Annotated in this window: 6 protein-coding genes; all 6 read left to right on the top strand. The window is 46.5% G+C overall.

The features are described 5' to 3' along the window. The first annotated feature begins 185 nt into the window (after nt 1-185). On the top strand, nt 186-1,127 hold the full coding sequence (locus ACYVUV_RS11760) for a DUF1002 domain-containing protein (protein WP_484499481.1): 942 nt from the start codon (nt 186-188) through the stop codon (nt 1,125-1,127). Between the two features lie 201 nt (nt 1,128-1,328). Beyond that, nucleotides 1,329-10,856, top strand: a complete 9,528-nt coding sequence (locus ACYVUV_RS11755) for a mucin-binding protein (RefSeq protein WP_484499480.1) — start codon at nt 1,329-1,331, stop codon at nt 10,854-10,856. Between the two features lie 190 nt (nt 10,857-11,046). Further along, on the top strand, nt 11,047-13,755 hold the full coding sequence (locus ACYVUV_RS11750; RefSeq protein WP_484499479.1) for a G5 domain-containing protein: 2,709 nt from the start codon (nt 11,047-11,049) through the stop codon (nt 13,753-13,755). A gap of 379 nt (nt 13,756-14,134) precedes the next feature. Next, entirely contained in the window at nt 14,135-14,806 is a 672-nt protein-coding gene (locus ACYVUV_RS11745; protein WP_484499478.1) for an IS607 family transposase, read from the top strand. After that, a complete protein-coding gene (locus ACYVUV_RS11740; protein ID WP_484499477.1) occupies nt 14,772-16,475 on the top strand; it encodes an RNA-guided endonuclease TnpB family protein in 1,704 nt (567 codons plus the stop codon). The genes ACYVUV_RS11745 and ACYVUV_RS11740 overlap by 35 nt, the downstream gene beginning before the upstream one ends. Nucleotides 16,476-16,765: 290 nt before the next feature. Continuing rightward, the coding region (locus tag ACYVUV_RS11735; RefSeq protein ID WP_484499476.1) for a G5 domain-containing protein at nt 16,766-18,297 on the top strand (1,532 nt) is incomplete at its 3' end.

Here is an 18,297-nt window from a genome sequence, read left to right as displayed (position 1 = left end):
TGTCATTGCCGCTAAAAGAAACGAACAAAAATCGTCAAAAGGCTGTTTTTGACGAAAAAGCCACAAAATCCCGCTAGAAAGAATGGACAAAAATAGCAAAAGCAAGATTTTGCCAAAAAAGCCGTAATATCTAATCATGATAGCTGTTGGTTGACAGCAAAATGCAAGGAAACAAGGAGACAAATATGAAATTCAGAAATATCGTAGCAGCCACCGCCATGCTTTTGAGCTTTGGCTTGGCAACTAGTAAAGCATATGCCGCCGAAGATACCACGCCAGTGATTACACTAGGCAATTCTTTGAGCGAAAGCCAAAAGAAGGGTACTTTGAAAATCTTGAAGTCAGCGTTAAGCGACAGCAGCAGCTACAACACCTTGACCGTAACAGGGGATGACTTGGTAACTTATCTGAATCCTGCTGGCAACAACTTTACCAGCTCATCTGGCGTTTGGTCTAGCGCGGCTATCGAAAAGACCAGCTCTGGTAGCGGGATCAACGTTCGAATTCTCGACTACAATGGCGAGAACAACATTACGTCCATTACGTCAGATCAGTACCGAAATGCGGCTGTTACTGCAGGTATTTCAGACGCCAACATCTATGTGACTTCAGCTACGCCAATTGATGGCTCTGGTGCGTTGGCAGGGATCTATAAGGCCTACTCTAAGAGCGGCGACAAGCTGAACCAGAAGCAGATCACCGCGGCTCAAGATGAGCTTAATACCTTGAGCGGCATTAATGGCCAAAACAAGGATAAGGATGGATATTCTGATGCTCAGCTTAACAATGCCGTAGCGGGTGCCAAGAAAGCAATGGCTGATCAAGGCAGTGGCTTGACCAAAGATGAAATCACTAAAATTGTAGATGATGAACTTGCAAAGAACGGGTTGGGCAATGCTCTCACTGATGCCCAAAAGCAGCAAATCATCAATCTTTTAGTTGAGATTGCCAACTCTGGCGCTCTCAACTCACCAACATTTAAAAAGCAGGCAGGACAGGCAATGAACGCGATCCAGGAAAATGCAAAAGGCGTTTTTGACAAGCTTAATACTGAAGAAAATCGCAATGCTTTGCAAAAGCTCTGGGATGCCGTTGTTGAGTTCTTTACCAGCATTAATCTGAAATAGCACTGACTATCCGATTTTTGTTATTATTTGCAGCATGTTTGCTGAACGAGCCCTTTTTATGCCAATAGTATTCTATTGGTACAAGAAGGGCTTTTTCGTTTACAGTTACACCAAAAACAGTAAAAAAGTTATTAGTTAAAAGTATTAGTAAAATCCTCATGTAAAGCTTTATATAGGAGAAAAGAAGCGAGGTAAACCTCAATGACTGATAACAAGAAAAATAGCAAGTACAACGTACTTGAAGCTGCGGCTGATCGTACGCCACACTACGGCTTTCGGAAATTGTCAGCCGGCTTGGCTTCTGTTTTGTTGTCTACTACGCTGTGGGTTGGCAATCAGGGTCAAGCGCATGCTGCAACTGGCAATGCCGAAGCAAATGGCACTGAAGATGAAAACAAGAGCCAGGGAAAAACATCCGTAGCGACAAGCAGCGGGGTTGTAGTACAGAAGTCTGATGGCTCAAAAACAAATGATCAATCAACTGCTCAAGCAAGCACCCAATCAGCTGATGAAAAGCAGACCAGTGATGGCCAAGCAAAAGTGCCGGATCAAGCTGATTCTCAATCTGCCACCAAGCAAGCTGCCAGTGCTGAAAATGCTGCCTCAAATCAAGAGAACAAGACAATCAGCAACACTTCAACTGATAATGCCAATAAGGCTCAAGATGCCAATGTAGCAAAAGATGCTGATAATTCAAGTACTGACAGTACTAGCAATGCCAATAGTAACAATAGCAGCAATACCGCCGGGGATGCTAAGAGCCAGTCTGTAGAGAAAGACTCTGCCAAGGCTGACTCCGATGCTAACGCTGATGCGGACGCAGGTGCAAATGAAGGGGATGCTGCTCAAGAAAAGGCATCAGACATCAGCAAGTCTGGTCAAGAATCTTCAACTGAAGCATCTAATAACAATAGCGCTAGCGAGCAGACAAGCAAAACTGGTTCTATTGCAGCCAGCTCAACCAGTACGGAAGGCGATTCCAGTCCAACTTCCGCAAATGGTGCTTTTATGGAAGTCAGCTTGGCTGATTTGTCCGATTCATTTTTAGCAAAATCATCCAATACCTTAAACAGTGCGGCAAAAGCGGCAACAAATGCAAAAATGCTTTCTGTCAGCTTAGCGGCATCGAATTTGGCAAGTCAGTACGATCCGAAGGGGACTGAAACGACAGTTGTTTATGGAAGCTCAATTAATCCAACAAGCCTCATCAGCAACTTCTCTTCTTTGCCTAGTGGAACAACAGCAACGCTTTCTTCAAGCGTAAATACGTCCAAAGAAGGCCGCTATAGCGCAACGGTTACTGTCAGATACTCAGACGGCAGCACAGATAGCGTTAATTCAATTGTTTGGGTAACGCCGTCTGGCATCACCAATATTGCTAAATCACTGTCTTTCAACTACGGAGACAACGACCAATTAACGCAAAACGTTGATATTGACACTTGGGTTCCTTTCTTGCTTGACAACAGCGGCAATATCTCTGGTACCGCAGTATTGGATTCCTCAAGCGTAAAGAAAGGCAACAAGATCTACCTTGGTGCCTTGGCTGAAAAATACGGTGAATCAATTGGTGAAAGTGGTAGTGTTGAGATCACCGACTCAGACGGCAGTGTCCTTGGCCGCCTCTATAAGACCGGCCAATCAGAGCTGCTTGAAACTACTGGTGAAGATAAAAACAGAATCACTAGTTTTTACATCGAAGTAACCACTGATAAGGAATACATTGGTGATGTCAATGTTTCCTTTAACTTGGTGGGTGACGAATTCAAGCACGACGACCAATCGGTTATTGATAAGCGCTTAGTTTATGTTACCAACACCGATGACCCATATGACTATTCTGGCACTATCGTTCAAAAGCGCTGGGTACACTCCATTGGTCATAATGACAAGGAATACACGATCAATCGGTCTGTGCCTACGCAAGAAGTAGCAGACATTGGGACAGAGAACAACTCAAATGTATTTATCGACCCGCCATACCAATTTTTGACCTTGCCATCAACAATGGCTGGCTATACCGAATCGCCGATTTATTCCGGGTCATCAAATGTGGAATTGGCTAAAAAGATCTATAAAGAGTCATGGGCATCTAAGGGCACCACTAAGCCAGCAGATTTGCCGGCAGAAACTAATTTCCACCAGGTCTACCAATTTACGATGCCTTCAGCTGGCAATGTACCTGCCGATCAATTTATCAACCAGGTCTACATCAGAAACCAGATTCAACTGGCAACAGCAGACGGCAGTCCTTCAAACATCTGGACTTTCTTGAGTGGCTCCGGCTTGCCAAACAGTCAATTAAAGCATATTGCTTTGAAAGATGGCTTAACCATTCAACAGATATACGATCAAACGCCATCTGGCTATATTGCTATTTCCCGGCAAGCAAATGGTCAATATTTGATCGGCGTGAATTTGACCGCGGACGACTTTAAAGTTACTGATGAAGAATTGGAACGTGCGATTAACCGCAGCTCTATTGGCTTGAACAAAAACTACGATCAGATCCTGGCCGCAAACAAGCAATTCTACATTAACAATCCGATTAAGTCTATTGCTACTTGGTTTAGCAACTTAGACATTTCGCAAAGAACCATTTCAATTGAATACGGTGAAAATACTGACACTACGTCATCCAAAGACGGCGAATACATTCTGATGAACGTAACGCCAAATCAAACGAGCACTATGACGGCCGTTAATTACTATGCGGGGGATGCCAACACTTCTGGCAAGACTTTGAAGCGGGTTAATGCCTACTTTGTTGACGATGATCAAAACGGCGCTTTGGTAGGTATTGTTCACACTTACAGCGGTGCTAGTGGCGACTCTGTTGCTTTGAACTTGACGGTTCCTAACGGCTATAGATTGGCTAGCGGTCAATCAGGTCCTGCATCTTACACGTTAAAGGACACCAACAGCGATATTGTTATCCACTTGAAGAAAGCTACTCAAATAGCGACTATTACGTACATTGATGACAATACAGGCAAGACTCTGAAGACGGATTCTTTGAGCGGGGTAACTGGTGGCCATTCAGGCTACACGACGGCATCTTCAATTTCTAATTATGAGAAACTTGGCTATTCACTTGTCAGTGACTCAACAAGCGGTGGTGAAATTGTCTTTGACAGCGATAATTCTGTTGATCAAGCTTACACAGTTCACCTCAAGCACACTTTAAAGAAGCCGGAAGGCAATACCACATATACTCATAAAGTAACTGTGACACGTACGATTACTTACAAGATGAGTGACGGCTCGAAGGCTCCAGCTACTGTTACTGATTCTCTTATTTTTATCGGGCAAGATACGATTGATGCAGTAACCAATGCTATTGTTTCTACAGAATGGACTGCAGCTCAAGATTTTGCGGATGTAACAACTCCGGCTATTGCTGGATATACTGCTAACAGAGCTGTTGTAAGCAATAAGGGAATTACTCATGACCATGCCAATATTGCTGAGGTCGTAACTTACATGCCAGATGCGCAAAAAGCAACCGTAACTTATATTGACGGGACAACAGGCAAGACCTTGAAGACTGACTCTTTGAGTGGGGTAACCAATGCTAAGAGCGGCTATACGACGACTGGAACTATTGCAACGTACAAGGGACTTGGATATGCTTTAGCCAGCGATACAACGAATGGCAAAGAAATCGTTTTTGACGCAAACGATTCGGAAAATCAGAACTACACGGTTACTCTCGTTCACACTTACCAGACTGTAACGAATACTGACAACATTCAAGTTGGAACGCCGATTAACTCTGGTGCAGGCAGTGCAACGTGGCCAAGTGGAACAAACAAGGCGAGTCTCGAAGATTCCGTGAACAGAACTATCAACTACGTAGTTACTGGCGGCAAGAAGGCAGCCCCAGCAAGTGCCCACGATAATCTGAACTATACCGCCACAAAGACGGTTGACAAGGTAACGGGCGAGATTGTTGCTTCTTCTTGGTCATCTGACCAAAACTTTAGAGATGTAACGAGTCCAGCATTAAAAGGCTATACGCCTAACCGCAGCATCGTATCTAATACTGGAATTGGTCACGATCATGCAGACATCGTTGAAACGGTAACTTACAGTCCTAACACGCAGAAGGCAACGGTAACGTACATTGACCAAACTACTGGCAAGCAGCTGAAGCTTGATACGCTGACGGGGCTTACGCTTGAAAACAGCGGCTATACCACTGCATCTGCTATCAAAGGCTACACCGACAACGGCTACGCTCTGGTAAGCGACAATACTAATGGCCAAGAAATCGTCTTTGATGACGATGATGCGGCAACGCAGGCCTACACGGTCGTCTTGAAGCACACTTACGTAACCGTTACGCCAATTAATCCAGGCACGCCAGGTACGCCAATGAACGCCGACAAGAACGGTACCAAGTATCCAAGTGGGACTGACGCTGGCAGCTTGAAAGATTCAGTCACGAGAACGGTCAACTACGTCGTAAAGGGCGGCAAGAAACAGGCTCCTTCAAGCGTGACAAACACTTTGAACTACACTGCTTCAAAGACTATCGACAGAGTAACTGGTGAAATTACCCAAACTTCATGGAGCGGCAATCAAGACTTTGCGGATGTCAACACGCCAGCTTTGCAAGGCTACACGGCAGACAGGGCAACCGTAAGCAACAAAGGGATTGCCCACGATCATGCCGATATTACGGAAACTGTAACCTACAACCCGGATGCTCAGAAGGCAACGGTAACGTACATTGACCAAACTACTGGCAAGCAGCTGAAGCTTGATACGCTGACGGGACTTACGCTTGAAAACAGCGGCTATACCACCGCATCTGCTATCAAAGGCTACACCGACAACGGCTATGCCTTGGTAAGCGACAGTACCAATGGCAGCGCAATTGTCTTTGATGACGATGACGCGGCAACGCAGGCCTACACGGTCGTTTTGAAGCACACTTACGTAACCGTTACGCCAACTAGTCCTGGTACGCCAGGTTCGCCAATGAACGCCGACAAGAACGGTACCAAGTACCCAAGCGGGACTGACGCTGGTAGCTTGAAAGATTCAGTCACGAGAACGGTCAACTACGTCGTAAAGGGCGGCAAGAAACAGGCTCCTTCAAGCGTGACAAACACTTTGAATTACACTGCTTCAAAGACTATCGACAGAGTAACTGGTGAAATTACCCAAACTTCATGGAGCGGCAATCAAGACTTTGCGGATGTCAACACGCCAGCTTTGCAAGGCTACACGGCAGACAGAGCAACCGTAAGCAATAAAGGGATTGCCCACGATCATGCCGATATTACGGAAACTGTAACCTACAACCCAGATGCTCAGAAGGCAACGGTAACGTACATTGACCAAACTACTGGCAAGCAGCTGAAGCTTGATACGCTGACAGGCCTTACTCTTGAAAACAGCGGCTACACCACAGCTGCTACTATCAAGAGTTTCACCGACAACGGCTATGCCTTGGTAAGCGACAGCACCAATGGCAGCGCAATTGTCTTCGATGACGATGATGCGGCAACGCAGGCCTACACGGTCGTCTTGAAGCACACTTACGTAACCGTTACGCCAACTAGTCCAGGCACGCCAGGTACGCCAATGAACGCCGACAAGAACGGTACCAAGTACCCAGGCAGCACAGATAAGGCAGGCCTTACGGATTCCGTAAATCGGACTATCACTTATGTAGTAGTTAGCGGAAAAGATGCCGCACCTGCAGCTCGGAAGGATACTTTGAACTACACCGCTTCAAAGACTATCGACCGGGTTACTGGTGAAATTACCCAAACTGTCTGGAGCGGCAATCAAGACTTTGCGGATGTCAACACGCCAGCTTTGCAAGGCTACACTCCTGATAAAACAGTGGTAAGCAACAAAGGAATTGCCCATGACGCTCAAGATATCGACGTTGTAGTTACCTACAATCCGGATGCTCAGAAGGCCAGCGTTATTTACATTGACTCTACTACGGGTCAGCAGCTGAAGAACGATGAGCTGAGTGGATTTACGCACACTGATTCTGGCTATACCACAGCCGCTACTATTAAGAAGTACCAAGATTTGGGCTACGTGCTTGTTTCAGACGAAACTAACGGCAAGAGCATTGTCTTTGACAATGATGACGCGGCCAATCAAACTTACAAGGTTACTTTGAAGCATACCTACGTAACCATTACCAACGAGAACCCGCAAACGCCAGGCACTGCAATTAACTCAGGCGAGGGCAGCGCCGTATATCCAGATGGCACGGACAAGGCAGGGCTGAATGAAACGGTTAACCGGACCATCAACTACGTCGTGGCAAATGGCAAGAAGCAGGCTCCTGCTAGCGTACAAGATGCATTGAACTACACTGCTACCAAGGTGGTAGACAAGGTAACCGGGGCGCTTATTTCCGTAGCGTGGAGCGAAAATCAGAATTTCACTGATATTGCATCCCCGGCATTGAAGGGCTATACGCCAAGTCAGCAAACTGTAAGCAACAAAAATATTGCTTATGACCATGCGGACATCGTTGAAACCGTTACCTACAATCCGGATGCGCAAAAAGCAACCGTAACCTACATTGACCAAACTACTGGCAGACAGCTGAAGCTGGACACTCTGACAGGCCTTACTCTTGAAAACAGCGGATACACCACAGCTGCTACTATCAAGAGTTTCACCGACAACGGCTATGCTCTGGTAAGCGACAATACTAATGGCCAAGAAATCGTCTTTGATGACGATGACGCGGCAACGCAGGCCTACACGGTCGTTTTGAAGCATACCTACATCACGGTAACGCCAGAGAATCCGGGCACGCCAGGGTCTCCTATTAATGCTGACAAGAACGGCGTAAAATATCCAGATGGCACGGACAAGGCAGGCCTTACGGATTCTGTAACTCGTACTGTCAACTACGTTGTAGCAAATGGCAGAAAGCTGGCACCAAGCAGCGTGAAGGATACGCTGAACTATACTGCTTCAAAGATCATTGACAGAGTTACAGGTGAGGTTACTCAGACGTCATGGAGCGGCAATCAAGACTTTGCGGACGTTAAGACGCCAGCCTTGAAGGGCTATACTCCGGACAGATTTGCCGTAAGCAACCAGAACATTGCTCATGACCATGCCGATATTACGGAAACTGTTACCTACAACCCAGACGCTCAAAAGGCAACGGTAACCTATATTGACCAAACCACAGGCAAGCAGCTGAAGCTGGATACTTTAACGGGTCTTACTTATGAAGGCAGCGGCTACACTATGGCAGCTACGATCAAGAGCTACACTGACAATGGCTATGCTTTGGTAAGCGACAATACCAATGGCAATGAAATCTTCTTTGATGATGATGACGCGGCAACGCAGGCTTACACGATTGTCTTGAAGCATACCTACATCACTGTAACGCCAGAAAAGCCAGGCACGCCAGGGTCTCCTATTAACGCCGATAAGAGCGGCGTAAAATACCCAGACGGAACTGACAAGGCAGGCCTTACCGACACGGTAAACAGAACCGTTACTTACGTAATCAAGGGCGGCAACAGAGCTGCTCCAGCAAGCGTAAGCGATTCGCTGAACTATACTGCTTCAAAGACTATCGACAGAGTAACTGGCGAAGTTACCGAGACCGTCTGGTCTCCAAACCAAGACTTCAAGGATGTCAACACTCCAGAGCTTCAAGGCTATACCCCGGACCGCAAGGTAGTATCCAACAAGAACATCGCTCACGATGCTGCTGATATCAGTGAATTGGTAACCTACAAGGCAGACAACCAGGTAGTTCACATCACTTACCACGACGACACGTCTGGTGAGGACTTGAAGATGCTTACGCTGAACGGCGAAAGCGACACGATTGTCTACACTAATGAGGGCGGCTGGCATCCGTACACGACCACTGCCAACATCACGCACTACCAGGACAACGGCTATGCATTAGTCAGCGACGATACCGGCGGCAAGCAGATCACCTTTGACCACGTGACGGGCACTGACCAGTACTTCGTGGTTCACCTCAAGCACACCTACACGACTGTAACTGAAAAGACTCCAGGCGATCCAGGCAAGCCGATCAACAAGGACCCGAACGGTGCCAAGTATCCGTCAGAAACCGACAAGGCAAGCCTGGGCAGAGACGTCAACCGGACGATTGTCTACACCATGAGTGACGGGTCAAAGGCGCCAGACAGCGTGAAGGACAAACTGCATTTCACGCTCGTAAAGACTATCGACAACGCTACTGGCAAAGTAGTCAAAGCAGTTTGGTCAGACAACCAGGACTTTAAGGACATTGCATCCCCAACTGTGAAGGGTTATACGGTAGACAGAGCTACTGTAAGCAATACTGATATTCCTTACAGCAGCGATGACATCACTGAAAACGTCACCTACACTCCAGACATCCAAAATGGCAAGGTAACCTACATTGACCAAACCACTGGCAAGACCTTGAAGGTTGACGATTTAAGCGGGGTAACCAGCGGCCATTCAGGCTACACGACGGCAGAAGAAATCGCGGCGCTTGAAGGCAAGGGCTATGAATTAGTCAGCGATGACACCAATGGCAAAAAAATTGTCTTTGACAACGACGATGACAAGGATCAAGCCTACACTGTTACTCTCAAGCATACCTACGCTACGGTAACGGAAGAAAATCCTGCAACTCCTGGCACGGCTATCAATAAGGATCCGAATGGGGCTAAATACCCAGATGGCACAGACAAGGCAAGCTTGGGCAGGGATGTAAGAAGAACGATTACTTATCGCATGTCAGACGGCAGTCAAGCCCCTGGCCCTGTAGACAGCGTTCTGCACTTTACGGCGACTAAGGTCGTTGACAAAGTAACCGGCGAAATCATCTCTACTTCATGGTCGTCAGCCCAAGACTACGACGACGTTGAGAGCCCAGCGGTCAAGGGCTACACTCCATACCAGAAGGTGATCAGCGACAAGGGGATTACTCATGAGCACGCCGACATTAACGCAGTCGTAACTTATGATCCAGATGCTCAAAATGGCAAGGTGACCTATGTTGACGATACGACTGGTCAGATCATCTTAGTCAAGGAATTGTCTGGCAAGTCAAATGGCCATTCAGGCTACACGACGGCAGAAGAAATCGCGGCGCTTGAAGGCAAAGGCTATGTCCTTGTCAGCGACGATACAAATGGTCAGGAAGTCGTCTTTGATGACGAAGACAGTTCAGACCAGAACTACACCGTCAAGCTTGCTCACCGGATTGACGCCTCAACCGAAGATCACACTGCAACTCGCACTATTCGCTTGCATGAGCCAGGTGGCTTGAAAACGATCAAGCAGGTTGGCCACGTTACTCGCAGCGTTAAGACGGATGCTGTAACAGGTCAAAAGACTTACGGCGAATGGTCCAAGGACAAATGGAGCAAGCTCGATATTCCTTCTATCATGGGCTACTCAGCAGATCTTGATGAGGTAGCTAAGAAGATTGTGGATGGTGACACCAAGGACGAAGTGGTAGATATCAACTACAAGAAGAAGTCTGCTACTCCGGCCAAGGAAGAGCCAAAGAAGGAAACGACCAAGCAAGCAGTTCAGACTGAACCGAAGCAAGAATCACCTGCTGTTTCCGCAGTGCAAGACTCAGCTGCATCTTTGCCTCAGACGGGCAACAGCAGCAATGCTTTGATGCAGTCAGCTGGCATGTTTGCGACAGGCGCGTCTCTCTTGGCTACGATCATCAACCGCAAGAAGAAATCAGAAGAATAGCAAGCATAGCGGCATCAGCTGGTAGAAACTGTTGATGCTCAAAAACGGCTTTGAGGTTTTCTCAAAGTCGTTTTCTTGTGTTATAGCCAAAATTCAGCGAAAGGAATTCTGAAGCTGGCCATAACTATTGGTAAAATGTAATCAGAAAGTACAAGATACTGTCTAATCGCAAAGAAATGAGGAAAAGAACATGAAATTCGTAAAGATTGCGTCTGGCGTATCCGCGTCAGTAGCATTGCTTGGTGCGGGTGGGGCAGCTTCAATGTCTCAAGCGCAAGCGCAAGCAGCTGTGAAGTACCAAATCCGCGTGTCTAAGAAAGCATACGTCTACACTTCCAAAGGCAAGAAAACCAAGAAGTCCTATAAGAAAAATGCAAAGGTGACTGCATACGGCACCAAATGGATCAAGGGCAAGCAATACTATAGATTGGGCAAGGGTCGCTATATCCGCACTAGCTACGCTAAAAAGGTAGTAGCTCGCTACAGCTACTCCACACAGACCAAGATGATTACCCGGACGATCAAGATGTACCAGCCAAAAGGCGTCAAGAAGGTCATTCAGAACGCCTACATCAAGCGGACGGTAAAGACTGATAACAAGACCAAGAAGAAGACCTATGGAGCCTGGTCCACCTCCTATTGGAAGAAGTACACAGTAGCCAAGGTATCCGGCTATACTGCAAGACGGTCATCCGTAGGTGCCTACAAGGTAACCAGCAAGACCAAGAATCAGACTGTCAAGATTACCTATAAGGCGGTCAAGAAGACGAACAAGAAAAAGCAGACGTCTAAGAAGACCGATGGCAAGCCTGCAACAAAGCCTTCTACAACACCGTCAAAGCCGGCTAACAGTGGATCATCCGGTTCTAATGGGAATTCCGGGTCTTCATTTTCAAGCAGCAGCTCAAGCTCAGATAATCCCGGCAAGGGGGATGCAAGATCATCTGACAAGCCATCCAATAGCGAATCAAGCTCGCCAGATTCTAACAAGCCTTCAGAAAAGCCATCAGAGCCAGTCAAAACTGCACCGGCTGATAAGGTAACAACTAAAGAAGTGCTTTTTAAGACAGTCTACCAAGCAGACAGCTCCATGGAGGCCGGAACGAAGGAGACCGTTAAAAACGGCGAAAACGGCATTGACACTACGACTACCAAGTACAATGTCGATGGCAGCGTAAAGAGCACTTCTACAGCTCGCACTAAAGAAGCTGTTGACGAAGTGATTGCGGTTGGCACTAAAACGTCAGTAAAGACCGAAAGTCTGCCATACAAGACCGTAAACAAGGATGACAACACCTTGGCCAAGGGTGCTACCAAAGTCGTCACCAAGGGCGAAAATGGCTCAAAAACGACTACTACGACTTATAGCTTGAATACCCAGACAGGTGAAGTGACTCCAACTTCATCCGTAAAGACGGTAGATCCAGTTGATGAAGTAGTTGCGGTTGGCACTAAAGAAGCAGAATCATCCAAGCCATCAGAGCCAGTCAAGACTGCACCAGCTGACAAGATAACAACCAAAGAAGTGCCTTTTAAGACTGTCTACCAAGCAGACAGCTCTATGGAAGCCGGAACGAAGAAGACTGTTAAAAACGGCGAAAACGGAGTTGACACTACGACTACCAAGTACAATATCGATGGCAGCGTCAAGAGCACCTCTACGGCTCGCACCAAAGAAGCGGTTGATGAAGTAGTTGCGGTTGGTACTAAAACATCAGTAAAGGCCGAAAGCTTACCATACAAGACCGTAAACAAGGATGACGGCACTTTGGCCAAGGGTACTACTAAAGTCGTCACCAAGGGCGAAAATGGCTCAAAAACGACTACTACGACTTACAGTTTGAATACCCAGACAGGTGAAGTGACTCCAACTTCATCCGTAAAGACGGTAGATCCAATTGATGAAGTAATTGCGGTTGGTACAGCGGTAGCTCCCGCACCAAAAGTAAGAAACGAAACAGTAGCCTACAAAACTGTTTACCGGGCAGACAGCTCTATGGAAGCCGGGACGAAGAAAACTATCAGAACTGGTGTAAATGGCGAAGATGTGACTATTACCATCTACAACATTGACGGCAGCATCAAGAGCACCTCAACGACCCACAGCAAAAAAGCAGTCGATCAAATCGTTGCAGTAGGTACCAAGCAAACTGTCAAGGTAGAAACGATTTCTTACAAGACGGTCAAGAAAGATGACAGCACCTTGGCTAAAGGCACTACCAAAGTTATTACTGCGGGCGAAAATGGTTCTAGAACAACCACTACCACCTATAATTTGGATACTGAAACCGGGAAAGTTACTGCCAACGAACAAGTAACTACGGTGGATCCAGTTGACGAGGTAATTGCGGTTGGTACTAGGGAGGCCAATCCGTTCAATGCTGAAAAGACAGTCGAACTCAAGCAGAAGCTGCTTGAATCCATCAATAACTATAGAGCTAAAGTTGGTGCAAGCCCTCTGACTATGCTTGATACTTACGACAGTATTTTGGACGAACGGGCTGCAAGCAAGGCCAAAGATCTGGGCACCAAAGGAAGCTACGATCACAGCGGTCGTGATTCTCTGCCAGATGTACTTACAAAAGAAGAAGCGGTAGATGGTTATGTTCACGGCGGCGAATCAATCGGTGCCAACAGCTTTGGCCTCTATGATTCAACTGAAGATCAGATCAATGGCTATCTGGCATATGAAAAGATGGCAGAAGACGATGAAAAAGCCGACTACCAAGCTATTGTGATCGATAAGACGCGCGACTACTTTACAGGGCCTAGTCAAACCTACAAACATTACACCATGATGGTCGACAAGAAGATCAGCAAAGTCTACATGGGCGTTGGCACGTATGTTGACGCAAATGGCAACGCATGGCTTGCCGCAATTTTTGAATTCGAACTGTAGCAACCTCATCAGCGATAACAGGAATAGCAAATAAGAAGCATCCTCTCGTACAGAAATGTGCGGGGCAGGGATGCTTTTTTTTGCCCTCAAAATTCCCCAAAAGGAATTCTGACGAGGCTGTAATCTGCATGGTACAATGCAGGTGCAGTGAAATCAAAGCAAACCACAAGAAAAATACAGGTCTAGGGGGCGTGCAAATAATTCAAGGAAAAAGCAATGAAGATAGCAAAAACACGTTAGGAAAGGTCCAATAATTAGGAGGGAATCATGCAGCTAATAAATTAGGTATTCAATTCTATCCAATTACTAAGCACTAGTTCTTACTAGTGCTTTTTTGTGTGCTATAATTGTCTTAACAAAATGAAAGGACGATCTAGTCATGGCTGATGAATATATTGGCATCAAAGAAGCGGCTGCGTATCTGAAGGTCTCGATTTCCACTATGAGGCGCTGGGAAAAGAAAGGACTTATTGTCCCTCTCAGAACTGCAGGAAATCGCAGAAGATACACCAAAAAACAATTAGATACCTTGCTGGGTGTTGATACAAGGCCAGACAACGATGCCTTGGCCAGCAAGTCGTTGGTAATTGGATATTGCCGTGTATCCTCCTCCGGGCAAAAAGCAGATCTTGAAAGACAGGTTGAAGTCGTAACCAACTACTGCGAGAAGCAAGGCTACCGCTTCCGAATCATCAAGGATATTGGCTCTGGCATGAACTATAAGAAAAAAGGCCTGCAAGAGCTGCTTCGGCTGATATGCGAAGGCGGATGTGGAAAGATCGTTATCAACTACAAAGACCGGTTGGTTCGCTTTGGATATGAGCTGATTGAGACAGTCTGCAGCGAACACAACGTTGATATTGAAATAATCAATGAGACTGATGATGTCTCATATGAAGAAGAACTGACGGATGACGTGCTGGCAATCATTACGGTCTTCTCTGCCAAGCTGTATGGCAAGCGAAGCCATCGCAATGAAAAGATCGTCAGCGAAAACAGAAAGCTGTTCTCAAAAAATGACACGAAAGACAAGAAAAAAGGTTCAGACTAAGACTGTCAGAGCCTATACCGTAAAACTGACTGATGAAGAAATGAAAGAGCAGGATGAGCTGTTTGTCAGCTATGGCAGATGCAAGGATCTGCTCTTTGCTCAGCTGTGCGGAATCAATCACATGACTGACCAGTGGCGTGATCCAAGAGACAGAATCCGCAAGCACGACGGTGAAATCAAGAAGGCCCGCAAAGCTGTCAAAGACTGGAAAAAAGCCTATAAGAAGAACAAAGCTCAAGGATTGAAAGCTCCCGATGCCAAAACAGTCAGACTTGCAAAGCAAAAGCTTCTGAATGAGCAGTTTGGCATTCAAGGTCGGCACGTAACGGAAGCCGTTAAAGACGTGTGCATGAATCTCAATTCCATGTGGTCAAATCTTGGCTCAAAACTGAAAAAGCAGGTGCAGGCCAATGACTCATTGGCTAGTGCTGAGCGTCAGTATCTCAATTACGTCTTCACTTCGCCATATTATTGGCAGCTCATCTTGCAAGGACGTGAGGACGAAGCTAAGCCAAGCAAGAAAAACAGTAAGTATCCCGCACTGAGAGCGGCATTGACAGAAGAGCAGCTCCACCACAGCTTTGGATACATCAGACGTCTTACCAGAAAGTACAAGCCATATCCTCATTCAAGTGCCGCACGCTGCATGCTCTGTGACGAAATAATGTGGAGAATTGTCGAAAAAGATGGGGCAAGCTATCTGAAGATTATGACGGCAAAGCCGGGCAAGCCAAAGATGTTTAAGCTGACAGGGCCATACTGCTATGCAAATAAGAATAAGCGTGGCGATATCCAGCTCATTCTTGACAGAGACAAAAAGCGACTGGAGGTTCACCGTGCTATTAAGACAGCTGCAGCTGACAAACGCAAGCCAAAGAAGAAGCTGGGCATGGACAAAGGCCTGGCCACTCTTATTTCGTGCAGCAGCGGTAAAGAATATGGAGCAGGCTTCAGCAAGCTTGTGAACGCTGAAGCGGAGCGAATCAATCGCCGCAATACGAATCGCAACAAATACATCCAGCCAGCAAAAGAATTGAGACGGCAAAAATCTGATTTGGAAAAGAAATTGGCAAGTGATCACTCTGCCAAGACAAACAAGCGCATCAGATGCCGCATTGGCAGCATTGAGCGCCAAATTGCTCGTCTGGAAAATCATCATCTTGGCAATAAGCTCTATCACCGCCAACACGAAAGAAAGCAGAACAATATGGAGCGGATGATGAACGAAAGCATCAGACAGATGCTTGTGGCTGAAAAGCCAGACGCTCTTGTCAAAGAAGATCTGAGCTTTACTAAAGAAAAGCTGCCAAAAGCAGCAAACCGCTATGAGGCAAAAGTAAGACGCAAGCTGTCTTCATGGGCAAAAGGAACATTGGACAAGCGCATCGAGTATCTGTGCGCCAGTCAAGGAATCAAGACGATCGATGTCAATCCAGCATATACGTCACAGTTCTGCCAAAGATGCGGTGCGCATTTCAGCGAAAGAAAAGGCACGCATCATGAGACAGCGGTTTGCCCAAATTGTGGAGAAATGAACGCAAATACAGCCGCAGCCGTAAACATCTTGAGAAGGATGGATGACAAGGAAATAACATTGTACACGCCATATCAAAGCGTTAAAAAGATTCTTGAAGAACGCTATGCGAAAAAGCAGGCAGTGACGGCATAGTCTATCAGTCAAAGCGTCACAAGCGTGGGTTCGCCCCTGCTTCAAGTCTGGGACTGGGCGCGCCCTAGAGCCTCGGCACTAGGGAAACTTAGGACATATTCCTGCCTGCTTCACAAGCATCGCCTCCGGGCCTTGTTTGTGAAGCATGGCGAACTCTTTGACTGTGCGTATGATAAAAGCATCAGAAGCTAGGGGCGACTTTAGTGGAGGTGCAGACAACCGAACGCACAAGGCATTTCCTCGTGAAAAAGCCTAAAAAAATCCTCTAGTTTCGGCTAGAGAACAAGAATGTGATCATTAATGCTCACTTGGATATTAATGGACATGTTTTTGAATTCGGTGTAAATGGTACTAAGACTACCACTACTGCCTACGCTTTGAATACAGCAACTGGTGAAGTAGCGTCAAGCTTATCCGTTAAGGTCATTGACCCAGTTGATGAAGTAGTTGCAGTCGGAACTAAAGTAGCACCAGCAGACAAGGTGACTACTAAAGAAGTACCGTTCAAGGCCATCTACAAGGCCGATGACACTATGGAAGCTGGCACTAAGAAGACGCTGACTAATGGCGTTAACGGCGTTGACACTACTACCACTACTTACAATTGGGACGACAGCGTAAAGAGTATTTCAACTGTACGCACCAAGGAAACTGTTGACCAAGTAATCGCGGTCGGGGTCAAGCCAGTCATCAAAAACGAAATTATCTCCTACAAATTCGTTGAAAAAGAAGATCCAACGATGGCCAAAGGCGATGAAAAGCTCATTTCCTTTGGTAAGAACGGCAAGAAGACTACCACTACCACGTATACTTTGAACACAGCAACCGGGACAGTTACTCCCGTAATTACTGTAATAACGGTAGATCCAGTAGATGCTATTTTGGCCGTTGGTACTAAGGTAGCACCGGCTGACAAGGTTACTACTTCTAGTGTGGCCTACAAGACTATCTACAAGGCCGATGACACTATGGAAGCCGGCACTAAGAAGATCTTGACCAATGGTGAAGATGGGGTAGACACTACTACTACTACTTACAACTTGGATGGCAGCGTAAAGAGCACGTCAACTGTTCACGCTAAAGTAGCTGTTGACGAAGTAATCGCAGTTGGCACCAAGTCTGTAGTCAAGACTGAAGTTATGCCTTACAAGACAGTCAACAAAGAAGACTCAACTATTGACAAAGGCATTACTAAGACAGTTACATCTGGCGTAAATGGCTCAAAGACTACCACTACGATCTACACTTTGAACAGTGAAACTGGTGAAGTTACGGCAAGTAATTTCATTGAGACTGTAGATCCAGTTGATGAGGTGATTGCTACTGGCACTAGAGAAGCAAATCCGTTCAACGCTGAAAAGGCCGCTGAACTCAAGCAGAGACTTTTAGCCATGATCAATGATTACAGAGCTGAAGTTGGTGCAAGTCCTCTGACTATGCTTGACACTTACGACAGCATTTTGGATGAACGTGCTGCAAGCAAGGCCAAGGACCTGGGAACTACTGGCACTTGGGATCACAGCGGCTACGACAATCTTCCAGAGGCTTTGACCACAGTTAGCGATGAAGAACTGAAGGCACATGGTGCAGATGACGGCTACGTTCATGGCGGTGAATCAATCGGTGCCAATTGCTTTGGTCTCTACGATTCGACTGAGGATCAAATCAACAACTACATGCATTACGAAAAGATGGCCGAAAACGATGAAAAAGCTGACTACCAAGCAATCGTGATCGATAAGACACGTGACTACTTCACAGGGCCAAGTCAGACTTGCCTACATTACCTCATGATGATCGACAAGAAGATCAGCAAAGTCTA

The organism is Lactobacillus sp. WILCCON 0149 (assembly GCF_057197965.1).
This window is presented reverse-complemented; position numbering and strand designations above follow the sequence as displayed.